27 protein-coding genes are annotated in these 21,773 nt (G+C 68.5%); 13 read left to right on the top strand and 14 right to left on the bottom strand.

Annotated elements, in window-relative coordinates:
- The first annotated feature begins 91 nt into the window (after positions 1 to 91).
- Positions 92 to 391 carry a 2Fe-2S iron-sulfur cluster-binding protein gene (locus tag ACK4S9_RS14110; protein ID WP_409726579.1) on the top strand — a complete coding sequence of 100 codons (300 nt, stop codon included), beginning with the start codon at positions 92 to 94 and terminating at the stop codon, positions 389 to 391.
- Between the two features lie 21 nt (positions 392 to 412).
- On the opposite strand, the gene ACK4S9_RS14105 is transcribed toward ACK4S9_RS14110, so the two are convergent.
- Together ACK4S9_RS14105 and ACK4S9_RS14100 are read right to left on the bottom strand one after the other, a co-directional pair.
- Positions 413 to 841 carry a hypothetical protein gene (locus ACK4S9_RS14105; RefSeq protein ID WP_409726577.1) on the bottom strand — a complete coding sequence of 143 codons (429 nt, stop codon included), beginning with the start codon at positions 839 to 841 and terminating at the stop codon, positions 413 to 415.
- A 174-nt stretch (positions 842 to 1,015) separates the two neighbouring features.
- Positions 1,016 to 1,918: an alpha/beta hydrolase gene (locus tag ACK4S9_RS14100; protein WP_409726575.1), complete on the bottom strand. Its 903-nt coding sequence runs from the start codon at positions 1,916 to 1,918 to the stop codon at positions 1,016 to 1,018.
- A gap of 110 nt (positions 1,919 to 2,028) precedes the next feature.
- Here ACK4S9_RS14100 and ACK4S9_RS14095 point away from each other — a divergent pair, with 110 nt between their 5' ends.
- Both ACK4S9_RS14095 and ACK4S9_RS14090 read left to right on the top strand, forming a co-directional pair.
- Positions 2,029 to 2,214, top strand: coding sequence for a hypothetical protein (locus tag ACK4S9_RS14095; RefSeq protein ID WP_409726573.1), 186 nt, complete (start codon positions 2,029 to 2,031; stop codon positions 2,212 to 2,214).
- A gap of 136 nt (positions 2,215 to 2,350) precedes the next feature.
- Complete coding sequence (locus tag ACK4S9_RS14090) at positions 2,351 to 2,500, top strand: hypothetical protein (RefSeq protein ID WP_409726571.1); 150 nt, start codon at positions 2,351 to 2,353, stop codon at positions 2,498 to 2,500.
- A gap of 240 nt (positions 2,501 to 2,740) precedes the next feature.
- Here ACK4S9_RS14090 and ACK4S9_RS14085 read toward each other — a convergent pair whose 3' ends face one another.
- Positions 2,741 to 2,929 (bottom strand): hypothetical protein, encoded by a 189-nt coding sequence (locus tag ACK4S9_RS14085; protein ID WP_409726569.1) that lies wholly within the window; start codon positions 2,927 to 2,929, stop codon positions 2,741 to 2,743.
- Between the two features lie 216 nt (positions 2,930 to 3,145).
- Between ACK4S9_RS14085 and ACK4S9_RS14080 the strand changes: the two genes are divergently transcribed.
- Complete coding sequence (locus ACK4S9_RS14080) at positions 3,146 to 3,283, top strand: hypothetical protein (protein ID WP_409726567.1); 138 nt, start codon at positions 3,146 to 3,148, stop codon at positions 3,281 to 3,283.
- A gap of 60 nt (positions 3,284 to 3,343) precedes the next feature.
- Positions 3,344 to 3,718 carry a hypothetical protein gene (locus tag ACK4S9_RS14075; protein ID WP_409726565.1) on the top strand — a complete coding sequence of 125 codons (375 nt, stop codon included), beginning with the start codon at positions 3,344 to 3,346 and terminating at the stop codon, positions 3,716 to 3,718.
- A 16-nt stretch (positions 3,719 to 3,734) separates the two neighbouring features.
- On the opposite strand, the gene ACK4S9_RS14070 is transcribed toward ACK4S9_RS14075, so the two are convergent.
- The 3 genes from ACK4S9_RS14070 to ACK4S9_RS14060 all read right to left on the bottom strand — a co-directional run bounded on the left by ACK4S9_RS14070 (position 3,735) and on the right by ACK4S9_RS14060 (position 7,971).
- On the bottom strand, positions 3,735 to 3,965 hold the full coding sequence (locus tag ACK4S9_RS14070; RefSeq protein WP_409726563.1) for a hypothetical protein: 231 nt from the start codon (positions 3,963 to 3,965) through the stop codon (positions 3,735 to 3,737).
- A 132-nt stretch (positions 3,966 to 4,097) separates the two neighbouring features.
- Positions 4,098 to 6,974 carry an EAL domain-containing protein gene (locus ACK4S9_RS14065; RefSeq protein WP_409726561.1) on the bottom strand — a complete coding sequence of 959 codons (2,877 nt, stop codon included), beginning with the start codon at positions 6,972 to 6,974 and terminating at the stop codon, positions 4,098 to 4,100.
- Positions 6,975 to 7,119: 145 nt separating this feature from the next.
- Positions 7,120 to 7,971, bottom strand: coding sequence for a transferase spermidine synthase (locus ACK4S9_RS14060; protein ID WP_409726559.1), 852 nt, complete (start codon positions 7,969 to 7,971; stop codon positions 7,120 to 7,122).
- A gap of 42 nt (positions 7,972 to 8,013) precedes the next feature.
- On the opposite strand from ACK4S9_RS14060, the gene ACK4S9_RS14055 reads away from it, so the two are divergent.
- The 3 genes from ACK4S9_RS14055 to ACK4S9_RS14045 all read left to right on the top strand — a co-directional run bounded on the left by ACK4S9_RS14055 (position 8,014) and on the right by ACK4S9_RS14045 (position 10,350).
- Positions 8,014 to 8,289, top strand: coding sequence for a hypothetical protein (locus ACK4S9_RS14055; protein ID WP_409726557.1), 276 nt, complete (start codon positions 8,014 to 8,016; stop codon positions 8,287 to 8,289).
- A 15-nt stretch (positions 8,290 to 8,304) separates the two neighbouring features.
- Positions 8,305 to 9,489, top strand: coding sequence for a GGDEF domain-containing protein (locus ACK4S9_RS14050; RefSeq protein WP_409726555.1), 1,185 nt, complete (start codon positions 8,305 to 8,307; stop codon positions 9,487 to 9,489).
- 381 nt (positions 9,490 to 9,870) lie between these two features.
- Positions 9,871 to 10,350: a hypothetical protein gene (locus tag ACK4S9_RS14045; RefSeq protein WP_409726553.1), complete on the top strand. Its 480-nt coding sequence runs from the start codon at positions 9,871 to 9,873 to the stop codon at positions 10,348 to 10,350.
- Positions 10,351 to 10,397: 47 nt separating this feature from the next.
- Here the strand turns inward: ACK4S9_RS14045 and ACK4S9_RS14040 are convergent, their stop codons facing one another.
- The 6 genes from ACK4S9_RS14040 to ACK4S9_RS14015 all read right to left on the bottom strand — a co-directional run bounded on the left by ACK4S9_RS14040 (position 10,398) and on the right by ACK4S9_RS14015 (position 14,870).
- Positions 10,398 to 10,685 (bottom strand): hypothetical protein, encoded by a 288-nt coding sequence (locus ACK4S9_RS14040; protein WP_027864977.1) that lies wholly within the window; start codon positions 10,683 to 10,685, stop codon positions 10,398 to 10,400.
- Between the two features lie 174 nt (positions 10,686 to 10,859).
- Positions 10,860 to 11,504: an ABC transporter ATP-binding protein gene (locus ACK4S9_RS14035; RefSeq protein ID WP_409726551.1), complete on the bottom strand. Its 645-nt coding sequence runs from the start codon at positions 11,502 to 11,504 to the stop codon at positions 10,860 to 10,862.
- Between the two features lie 19 nt (positions 11,505 to 11,523).
- Positions 11,524 to 12,315, bottom strand: a complete 792-nt coding sequence (gene phnE / locus ACK4S9_RS14030; protein WP_409726549.1) for a phosphonate ABC transporter, permease protein PhnE — start codon at positions 12,313 to 12,315, stop codon at positions 11,524 to 11,526.
- A complete protein-coding gene (locus tag ACK4S9_RS14025) occupies positions 12,312 to 13,133 on the bottom strand; it encodes a PhnE/PtxC family ABC transporter permease (protein ID WP_409726547.1) in 822 nt (273 codons plus the stop codon). Before ACK4S9_RS14025 ends, phnE begins: the two co-directional genes overlap by 4 nt.
- The gene (locus ACK4S9_RS14020; RefSeq protein ID WP_409726545.1) at positions 13,133 to 13,951 is read right to left on the bottom strand and encodes a phosphonate ABC transporter ATP-binding protein; all 819 of its coding nucleotides are present in this window, start codon (positions 13,949 to 13,951) and stop codon (positions 13,133 to 13,135) included. Before ACK4S9_RS14020 ends, ACK4S9_RS14025 begins: the two co-directional genes overlap by 1 nt.
- A gap of 31 nt (positions 13,952 to 13,982) precedes the next feature.
- Positions 13,983 to 14,870 (bottom strand): putative selenate ABC transporter substrate-binding protein, encoded by an 888-nt coding sequence (locus ACK4S9_RS14015; protein WP_409726543.1) that lies wholly within the window; start codon positions 14,868 to 14,870, stop codon positions 13,983 to 13,985.
- Between the two features lie 164 nt (positions 14,871 to 15,034).
- Here ACK4S9_RS14015 and egtD point away from each other — a divergent pair, with 164 nt between their 5' ends.
- From egtD to ACK4S9_RS13995, 4 genes are all read left to right on the top strand, one after another.
- Positions 15,035 to 16,006, top strand: coding sequence for an L-histidine N(alpha)-methyltransferase (gene egtD, locus ACK4S9_RS14010; protein ID WP_409726541.1), 972 nt, complete (start codon positions 15,035 to 15,037; stop codon positions 16,004 to 16,006).
- Positions 16,006 to 17,247: an ergothioneine biosynthesis protein EgtB gene (gene egtB / locus ACK4S9_RS14005; protein ID WP_409726539.1), complete on the top strand. Its 1,242-nt coding sequence runs from the start codon at positions 16,006 to 16,008 to the stop codon at positions 17,245 to 17,247. The genes egtD and egtB overlap by 1 nt, the downstream gene beginning before the upstream one ends.
- Complete coding sequence (locus tag ACK4S9_RS14000; protein ID WP_409726537.1) at positions 17,244 to 18,179, top strand: YihY/virulence factor BrkB family protein; 936 nt, start codon at positions 17,244 to 17,246, stop codon at positions 18,177 to 18,179. Before egtB ends, ACK4S9_RS14000 begins: the two co-directional genes overlap by 4 nt.
- A gap of 132 nt (positions 18,180 to 18,311) precedes the next feature.
- On the top strand, positions 18,312 to 18,506 hold the full coding sequence (locus tag ACK4S9_RS13995) for a hypothetical protein (protein ID WP_409726535.1): 195 nt from the start codon (positions 18,312 to 18,314) through the stop codon (positions 18,504 to 18,506).
- Between the two features lie 20 nt (positions 18,507 to 18,526).
- Here ACK4S9_RS13995 and selD read toward each other — a convergent pair whose 3' ends face one another.
- Together selD and senB are read right to left on the bottom strand one after the other, a co-directional pair.
- Positions 18,527 to 19,588: a selenide, water dikinase SelD gene (selD, locus tag ACK4S9_RS13990; RefSeq protein WP_409726533.1), complete on the bottom strand. Its 1,062-nt coding sequence runs from the start codon at positions 19,586 to 19,588 to the stop codon at positions 18,527 to 18,529.
- Positions 19,566 to 20,588 (bottom strand): selenoneine biosynthesis selenosugar synthase SenB, encoded by a 1,023-nt coding sequence (gene senB, locus ACK4S9_RS13985; protein WP_409726531.1) that lies wholly within the window; start codon positions 20,586 to 20,588, stop codon positions 19,566 to 19,568. Before senB ends, selD begins: the two co-directional genes overlap by 23 nt.
- A gap of 196 nt (positions 20,589 to 20,784) precedes the next feature.
- Between senB and ACK4S9_RS13980 the strand changes: the two genes are divergently transcribed.
- Positions 20,785 to 21,759 (top strand): IS1595 family transposase, encoded by a 975-nt coding sequence (locus ACK4S9_RS13980; RefSeq protein WP_409726603.1) that lies wholly within the window; start codon positions 20,785 to 20,787, stop codon positions 21,757 to 21,759.
- The last annotated feature ends 14 nt before the right edge of the window (positions 21,760 to 21,773 follow it).

The following is a 21,773-nucleotide window of genomic DNA, read 5'->3' as shown; positions in this document are numbered from 1 at the left end:
CAGGGTAGGCCGGCGCCCGTGCCGGGTCTGTGCGAGAACGAACTCAAGCAGCCGCGGCCGCCTGCCGGCCGGGGCGCGCTACAATCGCGGCATGCCTACCCACACCATCGTGCTCGAGCCCAGCGGCTTCGCCTGCGAGGCGGACGAGGACACCAGCATCCTCGGCGCTTTTGAAGCGGCCGGCATCGAGCTGCCCAATTCCTGCCGCAACGGCACCTGCCGTACCTGCATCTGCCGGGTGCGCAGCGGCGAGGCCGCACACCGCATCGAGTGGCCGGGGCTGTCCTTCGACGAGAAGCGCGAGGGCTACATCCTGCCCTGCGTGGCGGTGGCGCGCAGCGCGCTGGTGCTCGAGGCGCCGGTGGCGCGCCGCATCGCCTGGAACGACTGAGGGCGCACGCGCCTCCGGTTCTCAGTCGTCGATCCTCACTTCCGCTTCGAGCCAGACAGTGGGCTTGGCGTTCAATAGGGAGACGTGGTTCGAGACCAGGCTGAACATCACCGTCTTGGGCGCGCCGCTGACCCGGATGTGCGCGCGGGAATCGGCCAGGGGCTGCGGGCCACAGATCGAACACAGTGGGACGGCATCCGGCGGGACGACCGTCACACTCGCCGCTGCATAAGTGCCCCCGGATGTCGTCATGGCTTTTGCTCCCTGCACCTGCACAGGCAAGTTCTCACCCTTCCACATCATGCTGCAGCCCGCGATGTCCCGAGCGTGGACCGAGGCGGCGTTGCCCTCGTCGGCGTAGACGGGAATCTTGCCGCTGACCTCACAGAGCTTGCTGATCTTCGTGACGGTGCCATTGCTTGCCTCGATCAATTGAACCGTCGCAGTCATTCTCGCTTCACGCAGCAAGCGGGGTTGATGTGGCGGCGGAGGGATGGCCTGTGCCGGCAAGGAGCAAAAAAATAGTGCGGTCGCCAATGATCGTAGCACCGGCAGCCTGCACCTGAGCGGTGGCGTGTCGCACGCGGCGAGGTGTGCGGCGGATCGGATCATGGTCCTTGCATCCTAAGGCTGAGGGCGGCCCAGGGCGCGCTCGATGACTTCCGCTACCTGCGGCCAGGCGTGGGACGTGGCCGCCACTTCGTCGTAATGGCTGGCGCCCGGCAGGATCACCACCTCGGCGCGATCGCCAGCCTTGCGCGCCCGCGCCGCGTAGTCGTGCGCCACGCGCGGCGGCGAGATCGTGTCGAGTTCGCCCGTGACCAGCCAGGTGCGGCTGCCGTTGGGCATGAGTTCCGCCGCATTGGTGTCCACGAAGACGTCCGGCCGGCCCGGGCCGGGGCTGCCCGCCAGCTCGGCGGTGTCGCGGCCGCAGCTGGACTTGATCAAGGCAGCCTCGTTGCGCAGGTCGGCCAGGCCGCCCAGGCTGACCACCGCCGGCACCTTCAGGGTCTCGGGGCGATGCAGCGGACTGCCGACCGGGATGCGCCCGCGCCCGGCCATCCACTGCACCAGCTGGCCGCCGGCCGAATGGCCGACCGCGACCAGGCGCTGCAGGTCGAGCGGGTAGCGCCCGGCCTGGGCCGCCAGCAGTTCGAGCGCCGCGTGCATGTCCTGGTAGGTGCCGGGATAGCCGCCGCCCGCTTCGTCGCTGCGCCGGTATTCGACGTTCCAGACCGCGATCCCGCGCGCCGCCAGCGCCCCCGCCATGTTGCGCAGCTGGGTGATGCCGCCGAACTTGCTGGTCCAGCAGCCGCCGTGCACCAGCACCGCGACCGGGAAGGGACCGCTGCCGGCGGGCAGGAACAGTTCGGCGTACTGCGAGGGCGCGGCGCCGTAGGGAATGCGGGTGGTGGGCGCGGGTCCGCTCAGGGCCAGGTAGTCGGCCAGCTTCATGGGCGTGGCGGCGGATGCGCCGTGGATGCCGCCTGCGAACAGGGCGGCGTACAGGAGGGGACGAAGTTTCATGGGCGGCGAGGAAACGGTTGAGCATTCACTATAGCGCACGATTGAAAACCCGGCTTCGCCATCCATGCTAGGCTGCATCCAAAGCCAACCACGTCACAAGGAGGAGTGCGATGAGCCAATCGAAATCCGGCGGCAGCCAGACCAACAAGCAGTCGGACAACATGTCCGAGGAAGACATGGCCAAGCAGCGCGCGGGCCAGAACACGCAGAAAAGCAGCCACGATCACATGTCGAACGTCAAGGCCGGCAAGGGCGAGGGCGCCGGCGGCGGCGCCAAGCAGAAGCATCAACGCTGATCGACACCCGTGTCCACCAGGCGGCGCGCACGACATGCGCCGCCTGGTGGACTTCACCCGCGGGCGAGCCCGCGACATCCAGAGGCTGACCATGACCATGCTTGCTCAAGAAAACAAGCTGCACGGATCATCCCCCGTGCATGCCCACAGTACCCCGGAACCGGACGTGCCGGATCCGATGCCGACGCCCGATCCGCGCCCGCCGGTACCGGACGACGTCCCCGATCCGGTCAATGCGCCGGTCGAGGAGCCGCGCTTCCCCGAGCCGCCGATCCGCGCCGCCTGATTCCGGTGCCCGGCCCGGCCCGGCCCGGGGCGCGCGCGCGGCCTGAAGCCGGCCGGACCTGTACGGCCGGCCGGCCGCGCTTGCAAAGACCGTGAACCTGTCCACCCCGGTCAACCGGATTCCGGTGCGCCCGACCGTCAGGGCAAGTGCTCCCCCACGAGTTCCCTACCATCACATCATGCATTTCTGCGAGCGCCCGCGCATCGCGGGAATATGCCGGCCGTGCAGGCCGGCGGAGGTTCAGTTGCGCGGCTTGTCCTGGCTTGCGGTCGGGCCCTGGCTGCCCGAGGGCGGCAGCGGCGGAATCTGGCGGATCATTTCTTCGGTTTCCAGTTCTCCTGGGGATTTCTCACCGCTGCCGATGTCGGATTCGTGCAGCACGTTGGGACCTTTCGCCGCAGGATCGACTTGGCGGGTTGCGTTGCTCATGGTGCGCTCCAATAGGTTGTTCGACAGGATGATCCTAACAGGGCCACTTCGGTCTCGGCGCGCGGGACGCCGCAGTGCAGCATCGGTCCGGCCCGCCGGCGTCCGATCCATGTCATGTTGCCGACATGTTTGCCTGCCTATAATGGATCGACGGTATAGAACAAACAGAACACAAACCGATCACACAGCCACCACTGCACGATGCCGGAGGAGACCATGGGCCGTACCCTGTACAACACCATCTACCTGGGCCGCGGCCCGCTGTATTACTCGCGCGCGGCGCGCCTGGCGCTGGCGCTCGGCGTCGCCGCCAGTGCCGGCCTGGGCTGGCTGGCCTTCCGGGCGCTGCGTTGATGCTTGCCCTCGGCCGGCGCGCCGGTTACCATGGCGCGCCCTGGCCGAATAGATGACAGAATGAAGAACGAACAACTGACGACGGACGAATACGACGCCCTTGAACTGGTACGCCGCGGTGTGAAGCGCGACACGGCGGGTGCCTGCGTGGGGCGCAACGCCAAGCGCCTGTCGGGATTGAAGATGCTCGAATACACCCGCGACGGGCGTATCGTGCTGACCGAGAAGGGGCAGCAGGTGCTGTTCCTGCGCCGCTGCATCAAATCGCTGGGCGCGCTGGCGGAGGACCCGCAGGCCGCGCTCGACGCCGACGTGCTCCGCTTCCTGAGCCTCAAGTCGCACATCGCCCCGCTCGACGGCGGCGGCTATGCGCTGACGGACAAGGGCCGCGAATCGCTCGAAGACATCGCGCGCCAGCAACAGCAGCGGCGCTAGGCGCCAACGCCGCCGCTCAGTTGATGCGGCGGCGGTTGGGGTATACCAGCACCCGCACGGCCACCTCGGCCGGCACGTTCATGGTCGCCAGGAACTCGGCGGCGCGCTGCAGACCAAGGGTGGGAATCGAAGCCACGGCCTGGTTGATCAGGTCGCGGGTGCGGATGTCGGTGCGCTGGCGGCGTACGCTGCCGGCATTGTCCGCCGCATTGGCAACCGGAATCAGCTCGCCGGTGTCATTCATCATGATGGATATCCGTTCTGTCTGAGGTTGCTAAAGAGACACGGCTATTCTAAGGCCAACAATGTTGTTTAGGCTACAAATAAATAGCCTTTGAGCAGCTTATCCGATTAATGACGATAGGAAACTTGTGCTAGATCAAGCCGCGACACTGTCCGGCGCATCTTCCGGCATAGTGTCGGCCTGTGCGTGGCGCGGCGGGGGCAGGGCCTTGCGCTGGATGAGCAACTGCTCGAATTCCTCGGCCGCCAGCGGCTTGCTGAAGAAGTAGCCCTGCATTTCATCGCAGCCGTGGCTGCGCAGGTAGTCGAGTTGCTCGGCCGTTTCGACGCCCTCGGCGATCACGGCCAGTTTCAGGTTGTGGGCCAGCGCGATGATCGAGGTGACGATCGCGGCGTCGTTGGCGTCGTGGGTGATGTCGGCGACGAAGGAGCGGTCGATCTTGAGCACGTCGATCGGGAAGCGCGACAGGTAGGACAGGCTCGAGTAGCCGGTGCCGAAGTCGTCGATCGAGAGGTTCACGCCCAGCGACTTCATGCGGTGCAGCAGTTCCACGGCCGGGGTCACGTCGCTCATGAACAGGCTTTCGGTCAGCTCGATCTCGAGGCAGTCCGGGTCCAGCATGGTGTCAAGCAGCACCGATTCCAGGTTCGCGACCAGGTCGGCGGCGCCGAACTGGCGCGCCGACAGGTTGACCGCCACGCGCAGCCGGCCCAGGCCCGCATCCTGCCAGGCCTTGTTCTGGGCGCAGGCGGTGCGCATCACCCAGGCGCCGATCTGGACGATCAGGCCGGTCTCCTCGGCGATGCCGATGAAGCGGCTCGGCGGCACCATGCCCAGTTCCGGATGCTTCCAGCGGATCAGCGCTTCCATGCCCACGATCTGGCCGGTCTTGAGGTCGACCTGCGGCTGGTAGTGCAGCACGAATTCGTTGCGCTCCAGCGCATTGCGCAGCGCGCCTTCGATGCGCACCCGCTCCAGCGACTCCTCGTTCATGGCCGGCGTATAGAACTGGAAGTTGTTGCGCCCCATCTTCTTGGCGCTGTACATCGCGATGTCGGCGTGCTCGATCAGGCTGTCGGCCGGCGTGCCTTCGCTCGGGTAGACCGCCACCCCGATCGAGCAGGTGACGAAGAATTCCTTGGTGCCGAGCATGACCGGCTGGGCCACCGAATCCATCACGCGCTGCACGATCTCGGGCGAGAGCGGCTCGTCGTGGTGCTCCGACAGGATCACGACGAATTCGTCGCCCGACAGGCGCGCCACGGTGTCGGTGTCGCGCAGCGAGCCGGTCAGGCGCGCCGCCACCGTCATCAGGAGCACGTCGCCGGCCTTGTGGCCCATCGAGTCGTTGACGAACTTGAAGCGGTCGAGGTCGATCAGCATCACCCACATCGGGCGGCCGCTGCGGTTGGCATAGGCGATCGCCTGGCCGAGGCGGTCCTGCAGCAGCGAGCGGTTGGGCAGGCCGGTGAGCACGTCGTGCTGGGCCACGTGGTGCACGCGCTGCTCGGTGAGCTTGCGTTCGGTGATGTCGCTGCCGGTGCCGCGGTAGCCCAGCAGCTCGCCGTGCTCGTCGAACATCGGCTGGCCGTTGACGCAGAACCAGCGGGTGTCGCCGTGCTCGTCGACGACCTTGTACTCGAGGTTGGCGAAGGGTTCGTGCGCCTTCACCTGGGCGATGTGGGCGCGCCCGGCCTCGGTCTCGAGCAGCGCAGGCACATACTCCCAGCGCGTCTTGCCGAGCACCTTTTCGACGGCCACGCCGGCCTTCTCGGTGAAGCCGCCGGTGACCATGGTGAAGCGCAGGTCGCGGTCCTGTTCCCAGTACCAGTCCGAGGACATCGACACCAGTTGGCGGAAGCGCTGCTCGCTCTGCTGCAGGGCGCGCTCGGCGCGCTCGCGCGCCGCCATGTCCTCGACCAGGCGGCGGTTGGTGCGGCGCAGGTCGGCGGTGCGCTGGCGCACCAGTTGCTGGACCTTGCGCGCGCGCTGGCCCGACGCCTGCACGAAGGCGGTGCCGAGCAGGGTCATCAGGATGCCGCCCACCAGCAGCGCGGTCGAGGCCATGTGGTCATGCAGGAAGGGGCGCGGCGCGCTGGCCACTTCGATGCGCCAGGACTTGCCGGCGATGCGCAGCAGCTTGCTGGCATGGCCGCTCTGGCCGGGCGCGACGAGGCCGGCCAGCCAGCCGTCCTTGGGCTTGCTGGTGTCGCCGGTGGAAAACAAGAGGTTGGCCGGGCCGGCCCGGTCGCCCGCGTAGACCGACACGAAGATCTCGCCGGTGGCGTCGCGCGGGTCGAGCAGGCCGGTGGCGGCCAGCGAGGCGCGCACCAGTTCCGGGCCGCGGATGACGACCGCGGTGTCGCCGGCCAGCACGCCGTCGCGGTCGAGCACCGGCATGACCAGGCTGAAGGCCGGCTGCCTGTGCTCGTCCTGGGCCAGCTGGAACAGATCGGTGGCGGCGGCGCGGCCGTCGCCGCGCGCGAGCGCGAGCGCGCTCATCACCTGCACGTTCTCGGCGACGTTCAGGCCGAAGGCGCGTTCGTTGCCGGCCATCGGCTCGATGAAATCGACGATGTGGTAGCGCGCACGCTGCGGGGCCGGCACCAGGCCCTGGGCCTGCAGCTCGGTGAACACGGTGCCCGGGCGGATCCGCTGCAGCTCGCGTTCGACCTGCGCGCGCTGCTCGCCCGGCACCGTGCGGTGGACATTGAAGGCCTGGATATAGCGGTGGCGCTGCAGCAGGGCGGCGGTGAAGTCGCGGAAATGCTCGCGGCTGACCGGCTCGCCGCGCGCGAACAGCTGGTTGGTCACGGTCAGCACCTCGACCGCCTGGTCGATGCCCTGGCGCACGGCCGCCACGCGCTCGTCGGCGCGCTGGGCAAAGGCGAGCGCCATGTTGTCGTACTCGAGGTGGCTCACCCCCAGGAACAGGGCGCCGGATGCGGCCAGGCCGCCCCCGAGCGTGAGGGCTGCCGCGAGCGTCAACGACAGGGGCAGGCGAGGCGCCATGGATGTGTCCAGAAGGTCCGTGAAAAAGACGAGCACAAGATGCCTAAAGGCTTGCCATTAGGCATCAATACGTGAAGTGTGTCACATCCGGACAGTTTTCGGCAAACGAAATGTCGCAAGCACGCCATGCCGGCGCCCTCCGGCCTCAATCCGGATGGCGCCGCCATGACAGCCAGGCAAGGACCAGGCGCGCCAGCAGGCGGTTGGCGAGACCCACCCCGCAGCCGCGGTTGCGCAGCGTGTCGCGCAGCAGGCGCAGGGCCTTGCCGGGCGCGGCGCCCGGGTGGGCGGGGACTTGCGCGAACAGGATCTGGTTGTTCCCGGCGATACCGGACAGCCAGCAGGCATGGCCGTCGAACGCGGCCTGCAGGCGTTGCACCGCTGTCACATAGCCGGGATCGTAGGTGAAGATGTTCGCCGCCAGCACGCCGCCGGGACGCAGCGCGCGCCGGCAATGCGCATAGAAGCTGGCGCTGGTGAGCGCCGCGGGCAGGCCGGCGGCGTCGAAGCCGTCGACCAGCAGCACGTCCACGTCGCCGCACGCCTCGGCCCCGGCGGCGCCGGCCCGCGCCAGCCAGTCGGCCGCGTCGCAATGCAGCACGCGCAGGCGCGCATCGTCGGGAGGAACGCCGAACTGCGCGCGCAGCGCGATCACGTCGGCGCGTACTTCGAGCACCGTGATGCGGGCCCGGGGAAAATGGCGATGGCAGAACTTCGCCAGCGAGCCGCCTCCCAGGCCCACCATCAGGATATGGCGCGGGCGCGGCGCCAGCAGGGCGAAGCACATCATGGCGCGCGCGTACGGCAGCACCAGCGCGTAGGGGCGCGACAACCGCATCTCGCTCTGGATGTCGCCCGGGGTGAACTCCAGCGTGCGGCGGTCGCCCCGGGTGGTGACGATCGGCGGGGGGAGGGCGGGCGGCTGGTCGGGCGAAGCGGACATGGCGCCAGTATAGGGCAGCCCCGGGGCGCGGCAAGGCGGCTTGTTCTGCGGCATCGCTTTCTGATAAGCTGACCACCCGAACCAAGACCGACGCCCATGTTCCTGGACCATCCTTCGATCACCGCCACCAATGCCCAGACCGAGCCCGACCGGCTCGAACGCCTGCAGCGCGTGTACGGCTATGCGATGGCCCTGGCCGACAGCGCCGGCAACCCCGGTTTCGTCGACAAGCTGACCCAGTTGCACGACCACAAGGGCACCCTGATCGTGTTCTGGCACGCGCCCCCGACCGCGCAGGAGCAGGACTATTTCAGCCGCGCCTGGGCCAGCAGGGTCGGCGACGGCACCACCCTGGTCGAACACGAATACTGACAGTAGAACCGACACATGACGAACCTGGACGCGACCACGATGGTGCTGGTGCTGGCCCTGGGCAACCTGGCCCTGTGCGCGCTGCTGACCTTCTTCGACCATGGCCCAGTGCGCCAGGGTTTCGGGCAATCCGCACTGAGCGCCTGGGGCTTGTCGAAACAGGTGCAGGCCGGCGCCTGGACCCTGCTGGCGCTGGGCGGGGCCGGCATCGTGCCCGAGGCGCTGGCGCTGCCCGGCGGCTATGCGCTGCTGTTCGCCGGGGTCGCCATCGAGGGCGGCGCGTCCTGGCAGGAGGCCGGCCACGACGGCTGGCGCCGTCCGACGCTGCTGGCGGGCGGCCTGGCGATCCTGGTCTTTCTTCTCTGCTACCTGGTCGACGAGCAGGGCTTGCGCAGCCTGGCCGCCTCGCTGCTGCTCGGCGCCCTGTACCTGAACGGCGCAGCGGCGCTGGCCGCCGGCTGGCGCCAGGCCAGCCTGCTGCAGCGCTTCCTGGCCCTGGTGACCGCCGTGCTGGCGCTCCTGGTGGCGGCGCGCGGGCTGTCGGTGCTGCTGCTGCCAGGCGGCTGGCGCTGGCTCTCGAGCGAGCTGCTGCGCCAGTTTTCCAGCGCCGCGCTGTATCTCCTGATGCTGGCCAACGCCTTCGGCGTGCTGCTGCTGGGGCGCGAGCGGGCCGGGCGCGAGCTGGCCCGACTCGAGGTGGTGGATCCGCTCACCGACGTGCCGAACCGGCGCGGCTTCTTCAATGCGCTGGCGCCCTGGATGGCGCTGGCGCGCCGCCCCGGGCTGCCGACCGCGCTGGTGGTGCTCGACCTCGACCAGTTCAAGCGCGTCAACGACGGCTACGGCCACCCGGCCGGCGACGCCGTGCTGCGCCACGTGGTGGAACTGTGCAAGCGCCAGTTGCGCGATTCCGACCTGGTGGGGCGCCTGGTGGGCGTCGAGTTCGCGATCCTGCTGCCGCGCACCCAGCTCGACGAAGCGGTTCTGGTGGCCGAGCGCATCCGCGCCGCGATCGCCAGTTCCCCGGTCAAGAGCGAGCGCGCGATGATCGCCATGACGGCCAGCTTCGGCGTCACCGTGATCCGTCCCGAAGACAGTACCGTGACCCTGTTCCAGCGCGCCGACGACGCCCTGCGCGCGGCCAAGCAGGCTGGGCGCAACCGGGTCAGCCAGGCGGTGGCCGCGGCTGCCGATACCTAGTTTCGCCGGCGTGCGAGCGTCGCCGGGACAGGGGCGCCCGGATGTCACCCCGTTCAGTCAGCAGAAAAAACGTCGCTCCGGCGAAGGCCGGAGCCCAGGATGAGCGCTTCGATAGCGTACGCCGAACCTGGATGCCGGCCTTCGCCCACTGCCGTCCGGGATAAAGTTTGCTTGTTGGCTACTTTTACACCGCCACCGTTTCCCTGAACCTCTATTAATGTAGCGTTAGCGATTATCCCGGACAGCAGCGGGCCTTCGCCGGAAGTCATGGGCGCCAGTGGCGCGCATGAGGTTCATACCCGAACTGAGCGCCATTCTCACGTTGGCGCTCCACGGGCAAATCGACTATATTGTTTAGCTTGTTGAACGATGGAGTCAGTAATGCCCAGGAAGTCCGCTGCCGTCACGGCGGCAGCCAAGGGAAGCGCCCGGACGAAGGCCGCGCCCGCCAAGGCAGCGAAGCCTGCCGCGAAACCCGCCGCCAGGGAGCCCGCCGTGAAGGCCGCGCCGGCGAAAGCCGCCAAACCGGCCGTCAAGGCCGCCGTCAAGGCGGCGGCGAAGTCGCTGGCCGCGCCAGCGGCGAAACGCGCCCCGCGCAAGGCCGCAGCGCCGGCGGCCGTCCGCGGGGCCGACACCGCGCGCCCGGTGCTGGTGCGCGACAGCTTCACCATGCCCGAGCAGGAATACGCCGTGCTTGCCGAAGTCAAGCAAGCCTGCCTGCGCGCCGGCATCGACGTCAAGAAGAGCGAGCTGCTGCGCATCGGCGTGGCCCTGCTGGGCCAGGTCGACGTCGCCACGCTCAAGTCGGTGCTGGCGGCGCTCCCGCAACTCAAGACCGGGCGGCCCCCGGCTGCTCCGTAGCGGCGTCCTGCGCTGACGGATCGCGAAGCGGCCGGCGCCGGCGCGCCTCAGTGGACCGAGGCGCTGGTGAGTTCCTTGAGTTCGCGGATCGGGATGTTCGATTTCTCGTGCATGCGCAGCAGGATCGTGGCGCCGACGTTGAGCTTGCGGTGGCGGATCTTGCTGATGATCGGGGGCTGGACCTCGAGCACGCGGCACAGCTCGGCATCATTCTTCAGCTGCATGCGCTCGATCAGGGTGTCGAGCAGCTTGTTGGGCACGAAGCTCGACGGCTCCAGGGCGCGGGCCCGGTGCATCGCGGCGAGCATTTCCTGTTTTTTCTGTCGTACGCTCATGGTGCTTCTCCGAATATAAAAACGATAATTCGGGACAGATCGGCTTGTTCTGGAAATAACCCCCTTTTGTCACTACTTATGTGGTGGGGTCGTTGTGATATTACTACGATTGCGCTGCACGCGATTTACGAATTGAACGTAACAGGCCGTAACATGGGTCTTTCTTCGCGGAATTTAAGCTAATTTCAATCCGGAACGTGTCAGCAACAGGACCTGGTCGGCCATGGCGGCCGCGGCGTGGGAGTGGGTAACCATGATGGCCCCGGCGCCGTTCGCCCGGGTTTCGCGGCGCAGCAGCTCGAGGATGCCGCCGGCGGTCTCGGGGTCGAGGTTGCCGGTCGGTTCGTCGGCCAGCAGCAGGGCGGGGCGGTGCACCAGGGCGCGGGCGATCGCCACGCGCTGCAGTTCGCCCCCGGACAGCTGGCGCGGGAAGTCGTGGCCGCGCCCGGCCAGCCCGACCGCGGCCAGCATCTCGTCGGCGCGGGTGTCGGGTGCGCGGTTCAGCAGCAGCGGCAGCGCCACGTTCTGGCGCAGCGTCAGGTGCGGGAGCACGTGGAAGGCCTGGAAGATGAAGCCCATGCGGGTGCGGCGCAGGCGGGTCGCCGCCGCGTCGTCGAGCGCCGACATCGGCGTGCCGTCCACGATCACCTGGCCTTCACTGGGCGCGTCCAGGCCCGCGATGATGTTCAGCAGGGTCGACTTGCCGACCCCGGACTCGCCCATGATGGCCACGAACTCGCCCGGACGAAACGCATGCGACAGCCTGGAGAGCACGGTGCGCTCGCCGTAGGATTTGGTCAGGTTGTCGAGGACGAGCATGGCGATCCTGTGTTTGGCATTAACGGGTCAGGGCACGGCGCAGCGCGAAGCTGAGGGCGTCCACGCTGGCCACCAGCAGCAGCATCGCGATCACGACCGTGGCCGCGCTCTGCATCTGGAACAGCGATAAATGGTACTTCAGCATCTGCCCCAGCCCCCCGGCGCCGACCACGCCCAGCACGGCGGCGGCGCGGATGTTGTTCTCCCAGCGGTACAGGGTATACGACAGCATCTGCGGCAGGGCCTGCGGCAGCGTAGCGTACAGGAAGGCGGCAAGGGGCGCGGCGCCGTTGGTGCGCAGGCTCGCTTCCGGCAGCGGCTCGACGTTCTCCAGGGCGTCCGCGAACAGGCGTCCCAGCACGCCGCTGGTGTGTGCGGCCAGCGCCAGGGTGCCGGCGAAGGGGCCGAGGCCGGCCGCGACCAGCAGCAGCGCGGCCCACACCAGTTCCGGGATCGAACGCAGGATGTTCAGCAGCACGCGGGTCAGGCCGCGCAGGCCCCGGCCGAGCCGGCCGGCGGCGGGCAGGGCCAGCAGCATGCCGCCGGCCACCGCCAGCAGCGTGCCGACCAGGGACATCGCCAGCGTCTCCCAGAGCGCCGCGGCGGTTTTCATGAGAAAGGGCCGGGCGGTCTCGGGCGGCGTGAAGCCGGCCAGGAATTCCGCGCTGGACGCCAGCGCCTCGGGCGTGAAGAAGGCCGACCATTGCAGCGGCAGCGAGGCGAAGCTCGCCACCACCAGGGCGGCCAGCGCCAGCAACAGCGCCGGGGTGCCCCAGTTCCGCGGCGGCGGCGGCGGCAGCCGGGGCTTCATCCCAGCCTCCGGCGCAGCAGTTTGGAGACCAGGTCGGCCAGCGCCACCAGCAGCACGAACATGATCAAGATGGTCGACACTTCGCCGCCCGCCATCATCTTGGTCGACTCCTCCATGCGCTGGCCCAGGCCGCCGGCGCCGACGAAACCCATCACCGCCGAGCCGCGGATCGCGCATTCCCAGCGGTAGACGGTGTAGGACACCAGTTCGGCGCTCGATTCCGGCAGGGCGCCGTACAGCAGCGCGGGGAGGCGCCCGCTGCCGTTGGCCAGCAGGATGTCGGTGGCGTGGGCGCTCGAGGATTCGAGGATCTCGGCATAGACCTTGGCCAGCATGCCGGAATAGGCCAGGGCGATGGCCAGCACCCCGGCGGTCGGCCCGAGGCCGACGATGCGCACGAACAGCAGCGCCCACACCAGTTCCGGCACGCTGCGCAGCAGCACCAGCACCCAGCGCAGCAGCTGGCGCACCAAGGCAGCCAGCGGATGCATGCGCCCGGTGCCGAGGCGCGAAACCGACAGGCGCTCGCTGATCAGGACCGTGGCCGGGATCGCGCCCAGCAGGGCCAGGGAGAGGCCGGCGGTGGCGATCGCCACCGTCTGCCAGGTCTCGCGCAGCACCATGGCCAGGAACTCGCCCTCGAGCGAAGGGCGCAGGAAGTCGGACAGGAAATGCCCGGCCGCGGCCAGGCTTTGCGGGTCGAACAGCAGCCAGGGCTTGAATTCGCTCGCCGCCAGCATCGGCCACAGCAGCAGCAGGCAGACCAGGGTCGCGCTGACGCGGCCGCGCCAGGCCGGGTCCGGATGGGCAGCGTTCATCAGAAGCAGGCGCCGACGGCGATCCGCTCGGGCGACTCGAGCGGGTGCGGCGGATGCGCCTCGACAGCCTCGTTCTCGTACAGGGCGGCGATCATGGCGTCGCTCACCGCGGAGGTTGCGGCATCGAACACGATGCGCCCGGCGCGCAGCCCGACCAGGCGCGGGAAGTGGGCGCGCGCCATCTCGACCTGGTGCAGGCTGCACACCAGCGTGGCCTTGCGCGCGCTCGCTTCCTGCTGCAGCGTGGCCAGGGTGTGACGGGCCAGCGCCGGGTCGAGCGCGGAAATCGGCTCGTCGACCAGGAAGGCTTCGGCGCTCGAGAGCAGCAGGCGCGCCAGGCCGCAGCGCTGGCGTTCGCCGCCCGACAGGCGGTCGACGCGCGCATACAGCTTGTCGCCCAGGCCGAAGCGCGCCAGCGCCGCATGGGCAGCAATCGGGTCGCTCGGGCGCGCCAGGGAGGCAAAGGCTTGCCACAGGCTCATGTGGGGCAGGCGCGCGGCCAGCACCGCGGTGACCACCCGCGGGCGCGGCGGCAGCGGCGGGGTCTGCGGCGCCAGGAACAGGCGCGCGCGCAGGCGGTGCCGGGCCGCTTGCGGCAAGGCCCAGGGGTCTTGCCCGAACACGGAGAAGCCGCCCTGTGCCGGGCGGTGGGCGCAGGCGAGGGTGGCGAGCAGGGTGGTCTTGCCGGCCCCCGAAGGGCCGATCAGGGCCAGCTGCTCGCCGGGCGCGACGTCCAGGTCGAGTTCATGCAGGGCGGCGCTCGCCTGCGCCGCCGCCCCCAAGTGGCGTACCGTGAGTTTCTCGAGCCGGAAAGTCATCGCGCTGGTTCTACCTTGCAGTGCTCCCGGATTACTTCAGCAGGCCGGCGTTGCGCGCGGCCGCTTCGATCGCCTGGTAGTTCGCGGTCTTGGTCGGGATGAACTTGGTGGCGCGCTGCAGGTCCAGGATCTGCTTGCCTTCCGGGGTCGAGGCGTCCAGCGCCAGGAAGGCGTCGGTGATCTTCTTCTGCAGGGCCGGGCTCATGTCGCTGCGCACGGTCCAGTTGTAATCGTAGTAGCCGGGGGTGGTGTAGAACACGCGCACCACCTTGGGGTCGACCTTCTTGGTTTCCACGAGTTTATCCCACACCGAGATGTTGAGCGCGCCGGCATCGACCTTGCCGCCCGCGACCGCGGCCACGGTGGCGTCGTGCGCGCCGGAGAAGGCGACTCGCTTCAGGTCGGTGTCCGGGTTGACCTTGGCGCCGAGCAGGAAGGAGCGCGGCATCAGGTGGCCCGAGGTCGACGATTCCGAACCGAAGGACAGGGTCTTGCCTTTCAGGTCTTCGAGTTTGTTGATGTCCGGCTTGGTGGTGATGAAGACCGAGCGGAACTTTTCGTCCTCGGCGCGCTGCACCAGCGGCACCACCTGGCCTTTGCTGCGCACGTTCGCCTGCACGAAGGTGAAACCGCCGAACCAGACCATGTCGATCTTGCGGTTGATCAGGCCTTCGACCGAGGCGGCGTAGTCGGTCACCGGCGTGAACTCGACCTTCAGGCCGGTCGCCTTGGCCAGGTACTTGCCCAGCGGCTCGAACTTGCGCTGCAGCTCGGTCGGCGCCTCGTCGGGAATGGCCGAGACGCGCAGCACACCCGGCGTGTTCTGGGCATAGGCGCCGCCGGCGGCAGCAAACATCAGGCCTGCCGTAGCGGCGGCGAACATGGTTTTCAGGACACGCGAAGACGAGAACGAAGTCATGGTTGGCATTCTTATTAAGTATTGGAAGTGGTGAACCGGGGACGTCACGGCAGCACGGCTGCGGGAAGCGGCGAAAATCGGGAATCCGCTATTATGGTAAAAACAGCAACTCAACCCTATGCCATGGCGCATCCGGCGGTGTGGCGGCACGAATGATAACGCTTATGCACATCTCCTGCACGCAAGACCGCCCGCGCGCCGCCAATGCCCATGTGGCGGACGAGTTGCATGCCGGTCTCCAGGCCCCTGGCGCCTGGATCTCGCCCAAGTTCCTCTACGACGCGCTCGGCTCGAAACTGTTCGAGGCCATCTGCGAACTGCCCGAGTATTATCCGACCCGCACCGAGGCCGCCATCTTCGCTCGCCACGGCGCCGAGATCGCCCGCGTGGCCGGCACCGGGACCACCCTGGTCGACCTGGGCGCGGGCAACTGCGCCAAGGCCGCCTCGCTGTTTCCGCTCTTGAACCCCGCCCAGTACGTGGCGGTCGACATCTCGGCCAGCTTCCTGTGCGAGGCCCTCGAGCGCCTGCGCCAGCGCTTCCCGCACATCGACATGGAAGCGCTGGGCATGGATTTTTCCAGCCGCTTCGAGCTGCCCCCGCAGGTGCGCGCCGCGCGCCGCCTGTTCTTCTACCCCGGCTCCTCGATCGGCAACTTCACCCCTGAAGAGGCCCTGGCTTTTCTCGGCCGCCTGCGCGCCCAGTGCGGCGCCGATGGCGGCGTGCTGGTCGGCGTCGACCTGGCCAAGGACAAGGCCACCCTCGACGCCGCCTACGACGACGCCCTCGGGGTCACCGCGGCCTTCAACCTGAACGTGCTGCGCCACGTGAACCACCTGGTCGGGGCCGACTTCGACATCCGCGCCTGGCGCCATCACGGCTTCTACCACCCCGAACGCGGCCGCGTCGAGATGCACCTGGAGGCGGTGCGCCGGCAAGAAGTGCACTGGAACTGCGGCGGCAAGGCCTGCGCGCGGGTGTTCGAGCCGGGCGAGCGCATCCACACCGAGAACAGCTACAAGTACCAGCAGGCCGATGCGATCGCCTTGCTGGAGCGATCCGGATTCGAGGCCACCCGCGTGTGGACCGATCCGCAGCGCTGGTTCGCGGTGATCCACGCACAGGCGATCGGTTGATGGGCATCGGACAACGCGAAGACCTCCTGCACGCCTTCGACCGGGTGCGCCGGCGCTCGCTCGAGATCGCCGCGCCGCTCTCGAGCGAGGATTGCTGCGCGCAGTCGATGCCGGACGCCAGCCCCGTCAAGTGGCACCTGGCGCACACCACCTGGTTTTATGAAACCTTCATCCTCGAAGCGCACGAAGCGGGATTTACGCCTTTCCACCCGGCCTTCCGGGTGCTGTTCAACTCCTACTACAACGGGGTCGGGGACAAGCATCCGCGCCCGCGCCGCGGCCTGCTCACCCGGCCCTCGCTGGACGAAGTGCGCGCCTACCGCCAGGACGTCGACCGGCGCATCGCCAGGCTGCTGGCATCCGGCGCCGGCCCCGGCGTCGCGGCGCTGCTCGAACTGGGGCTGCAGCACGAGCAGCAGCACCAGGAACTGATGCTCACCGACCTCAAGCACCTGCTGGCCCAGAACCCGCTGTACCCGGCCTATTCGCCGCAGGAGATGGAGGCCGGCACGGCGCCGGAACCGACCGCATGGATCGAGTACGACGGCGGGCTGGCCGAGATCGGCTACGGCGGCGCCGGATTCTGCTTCGACAATGAACTGCCGCGCCACCGCACCTATGTCGCGCCTTTCGCGCTGGCTTCGCGCCTGGTCACCAATGGCGAATACCTGGCATTCGTCGAGGCCGGCGGCTACCGCGATCCCTCCCTGTGGCTGGCCGAGGGCTGGGACCGGGTGTGCAGCGGCGAACTCGCGCACCCGCTGTACTGGATCGCCCGGGAAGACGGCGGCTGGGAGGAATTCACCCTGCACGGCGTGCAGGCGCTCGACCCGGCGCGCCCGGTCACCCATGTTTCGCTGTACGAGGCCGACGCCTATGCGCGCTGGCGCGCGATGCACGAGCCTGGCTTGCGCCTGCCGACCGAAGCCGAGTGGGAATTCGCCGCCCGCCAGGCCTCGCTCGGCGGCGGCGCCCTGCATCCGGAAGCGGCCGAGGGCGACGGCCTGCTGCAGATGTTCGGGGCCTGCTGGCAGTGGACCAGCAGCAGCTACGCGCCTTACCCCGGCTATGCGCCGGCCGCCGGCGCCATCGGTGAATACAACGGCAAGTTCATGGTCAACCAGTACGTGCTGCGCGGCTCGTCCTGCGCCACGCCCGAGGGCCATGCGCGGGCCAGCTACCGCAACTTCTTCCCGGCCGGGGCGCGCTGGCAGTTCACCGGGATCAGGCTGGCCCGATGACGCGGCGCAGGAGCTGGCGCGAGCGCCTGCTGGACCAGCGCGCCAATGCCTGGATCCTGGCGCACCCCCTCAACTTCAGCCTGCAGGTGATCCGGGGCTTCCGCGCCAACCAGGGCCTGCTGCTGGCCGGCGCCGTCGCGTATTACGCGCTGCTGTCGATCGTGCCTTTCCTGATGCTGGCGGTGGTGGCGCTGTCCCACTTCATCGAGCAGGCCGAACTGCTCGAGACCCTGGAGCGCTACCTGGGCATGCTGGTGCCGGGGCAGTCGCAGCCGATCGTGGACGAAGTGGCGCATTTCCTCGAGAACCGCGAGCTGATCACCTGGGTGCTGGGCGGCACCATGCTGTTCTTCAGCTCCCTGGCCTTCACGGTGCTGGAGAACGCGATGAGCGTGATCTTCATCCACCGGGTGTCGGTCCGGCGCCGCCATTTCCTGGTGTCGGCCGTGCTCCCGTATTGCTACATCCTGGCGCTGGGCGTCGGCGTCATGATCGTCACCCTGGTGGCCGGCGCGCTCGAAGTGTTGGGGAAAGAAAGCATCTGGCTGTTCGGCGTCCAGTGGTCGCTGGGTGGCGTCTCCGGCGCCTTGCTCTACCTGCTCGGCCTGTTCGGAGAAATCCTGGTGCTGACCTCGATCTACCTGGTGATGCCGGTCGGCCGCCTGTCGCTATGGCATGCGCTGGTGGGCGGCATCAGCGCGGCGCTGCTGTGGGAAATCGCACGGCGCATCCTGGTCTGGTATTTCTCGACCCTGTCGCAGGTGAATCTCGTATACGGCTCGATGACGACCGCGATCGTCGTGATGTTCAGCCTCGAGATCGCGGCTACGCTGCTGCTGCTCGGCGCCCAGGTGATCGCCGAGTACGAACGCGTGGGACACGGACTGGTCGACCGTCCGCCGGAGCCGATGCATACGGAGCCACCGGCCTGAGCTGTTCACGCCGCGCGGGGTGCCCTTGCGGTTCGTCAATTTCTTTATCGAAGGCAATGGCACAGTATGAGCTTGCGCACCCGCCTTGGCTTGGCTCAAGCGTGCGCAAGTTCATAGAAATCGGGAGATGCCATGAGCCAGAATATCGCTATCGTTCTTCCGCTGCCGGTCGTGCTCGCGCTGGTGGTGCTGTTGCTCGTGTTGCTGGTGCTGAGCGCGGTCGCACTGTCCCTGCACGCGGCGGCGCCGGTGTGCTATCCGCCGGGCGGGGAGGGCGGCCACCCCGGCATCGACGATGCCGACGGCTTCGAGGCGGCGCAGCCCTGAGCCGCGTCTGGGAACGCGACTCAGGCGACGCTGACGCGCGGGGCGCCTGCTTCCACGCGGCCGATCACGGCCGCCTCGCCAAAACCCTCGCGGGCGAACAGCGCCAGCACCTCGTCCACGCTGGCCGAGTCGCACGACACCAGGAGGCCGCCCGACGTCTGCGGGTCGGTCAGCAGCGCGCGCTGGGCCGGCGTGATGCCTGCCGCGAGCTCCACGTCCTTGCCGTAGGCGTCCCAGTTGCGCCCTGAAGCGCCGGTGAAGAAGCCATCCTGCGCCAGTTGCAGCACGCCGGGCAGCAGCGGCACCTTGTCCATCTCCACCGTGGCAGACAGCTGCGCGCCGCGCGCCAGTTCCAGCAGGTGGCCCAGCAGGCCGAAGCCGGTGACGTCGGTCATGGCGTGCACGCCGGGCATGTCGGCCAGCAGGCGGCCGGGCTTGTTCAGCTTGGTGGTGTTGGCGATCATGGCCGCATAGCCCTCGGCGCCGAGCGCATCCTTCTTCAGCGCGGCCGACAGCACGCCCACGCCCAGCGGCTTGCCGAGCACCAGCACGTCGCCGGCTCTGGCATCGGCGTTGCGCTTGACTTTCGAGGGATGCACCAGGCCCATCACCACCAGGCCGTAGATCGGCTCGACCGAGTCGATGGTATGGCCGCCGGCGATCGGGATGCCGGCCTCGGCGCAAATGGACTCGCCGCCGCGGATGATCTGGCCGATGGTCTCGAGCGGCAGCTTGTTGACCGGCATGCCGACCAGGGCCAGGGCCATGATCGGCATGCCGCCCATCGCGTACACGTCCGAGATCGCGTTGGTCGCGGCGATGCGGCCGAAGTCGAAGGGGTCGTCGACGATGGGCATGAAGAAGTCGGTGGTGGCGATCAGGGCCTGCTCGTCGTTGAGCCGGTAGACGGCGGCGTCGTCGGCCGTCTCGATGCCGACCATCAGTTCTTTCGGCACCGGGAAGCCGGTGGATTTGCTCAGGATTTCGGACAGCACGCCGGGTGCGATCTTGCAGCCGCAGCCGCCGCCGTGCGAGAACGAAGTCAGTTTGATCGGTTGCTCAGTCGTGCTGGTGCTCATCATGGTCTTTCGTGTTGTTGGCCGCGCCTGGCGCGTGAAAGAGCAGATTATCCACCAAGTCGCGCACCGCCGCTTGCTCGGCGGCCGGGGCGAAGAGCGGCGCGCGCGCCGCGCACTGGCGCAGCAGGAGGGCCTCGAAGTCGGGCTCGCCGATGATCCGGTCGATGAGCCGGGCCAGTGCGGCCGCGTCGCCGGGCGCGAAGTAGCCGGCGTAGTCCTCGCCCAGCATGCCGCGGTTGCCATTGATATCGGACGCCAGCACCGGCACGCCGCAGGTCACGGCCTCGATGATGACGTTGGCGCCGCCTTCCATGGTTGATGCGATCGCCATCGCGCGGCAGCGTTTCAGGCGCTGGCGCGCCGCCGCGTGGGGCAGGGCGCCGAGCCAGCGGTAGCGCGGATTGGCCGCCTGCGCCTCCAGGGCGGCCCGGCCCAGCCTGGGGTCGAGCGCGCCGCCGATGTGCAGCAAGCGTGCGGCCGGGTGCGTCACCATGGCGGCGGCGCGGATGAAGGTCAGCGGATCCTTTTCCTCGCGCAGGTGGCCCACCATGCAGATGTCGGCGAAGCGCGGCGCGGCGCTGCGTTCGACGGGCCGCAGGCTCGGGGCGGACTGATAGATGATGCGTGCCCTGGCGCGCAGCGGCTGCGGCAGCAGCGCCAGCCCGGCCGCTTGCAGCAGCACCAGGGCATCGGCGCGCTCGAGCGAGGCGCGTGCAAGGGGATCGATGCCGATGTCGCGGTACAGGTCGGTCCCGGTCAGCACCAGGATCGCGGGGCGGCCGGGATGGGTATCGGCGAAGGCGGCCAGCGAGGCGGCGGAGCGGCGCGCATGCAGGGCGATCATCAGGTCCGGGGCGGCGCCATGGTCCGGCCCCGGCCAGGCGCCGGCGATCCCGACGCGGTGGACGGCGCGCAGGAAGCGCGCCCAGCGACTGGCGGTCTGCCAGTTGCCGTTGTTCTCGCGCGCGCTGGCGGGGCTGACGATGAGGATGTGCTTGCGCACGGCCACCTTCCTGGATTCGGGGAGGCGATTATACGATGCCGTCGGCGTATGCATGTGCACCCGCCTCGCGCACCGCGTCGGCGCAAGCAGCGGCTGGCCGGACAAAAAAAGGCGCTGTCAACCTTAACTATGGATGAGCGCCGAACTGCTGAGCTGCTCCATGGTCAAACGCCTGTCACCACAGACGGGAACGACCATGCGCGCACAGCATTTCAAGAAGTGGTTTGCCAAACTATCTGCACTGAACCTGCCCCAGCGCCTGCAGACGCTGGCCGCCCTGCATCCCGCTGCCGGGCTGGACCAGGTGATTGCCCTCATCGGCCAGATCGGCGGCGCGATGCGTCGCTGCCCCAGTTGCGCATGCGAACGTTACTACCGGCATGGGCAAGCGAACGGCCTGCAGCGCTACCGCTGCCGCGCCTGCGGCCGCACCTATAACGACCTGAGCGGCACACCGCTGGCGCGGCTGCGGCTGCGAGATAAATGGCTCGATTACCTGGCAAGCGTGCTCGACTCGACGTCGGTACGCGCCGCCGCCAAGGAAGTCGGGGTGCATCGCAACAACGCCTTTCGCTGGCGCCACCGCTTCCTGAAAGGTCCCCAGCAGGATCAGCCACAGCGCCTGGGCGGCATTGCCGAGGCCGACGAAATGTTCATGCTGGAATCGCAAAAGGGCGCGCGCAAGCTGGACCGTCCGGCACGCCGGCGCGGCGGGCGCGCAGGCAAGCGCGGCATCTCACGCGAGCTCGACTGCATTCTGGTCGCGCGCGACCGCAGTGGACAGACCGTCGATGCCGTGGTCGGCCGCGGTGCCTTGACGGCAGCGCAGCTGGAGCGCCACCTGCTGCCCCGGCTCGAGCGGCAGGTGCTCCTGGTCAGCGACGCGCACGCCGCTTATCGCAGTTTCGCCCGCAAGCACGGCATTGCGCACGAGGCGGTGAACCTGCGCGCCGGGGTGCGCGTACGCCCCGGCCTTGCCGGCGCCATCCATGTCCAAAACGTGAACGCCTACCACCAGCGCTTCCGGCAATGGCTGAGCCGCTTCCGCGGTGTCGCTTCGCGCTACTTGCCGAACTATCTTGGATGGCGCCGGGCGCTCGATGGAGGACGGATCACGACGGCGGAGCAATTACTGCGCATTGCGATCGGAGTCATCCATAGCGAACGGTGACAGCGCCCAAAAAA

It is taken from the genome of Massilia sp. (genome assembly GCF_046293535.1).
GTDB lineage: Bacteria > Pseudomonadota > Gammaproteobacteria > Burkholderiales > Burkholderiaceae_D > Telluria.
Note: the sequence above shows the minus strand (reverse complement) of the source record. Positions and strands in the feature narration are given on the sequence as shown.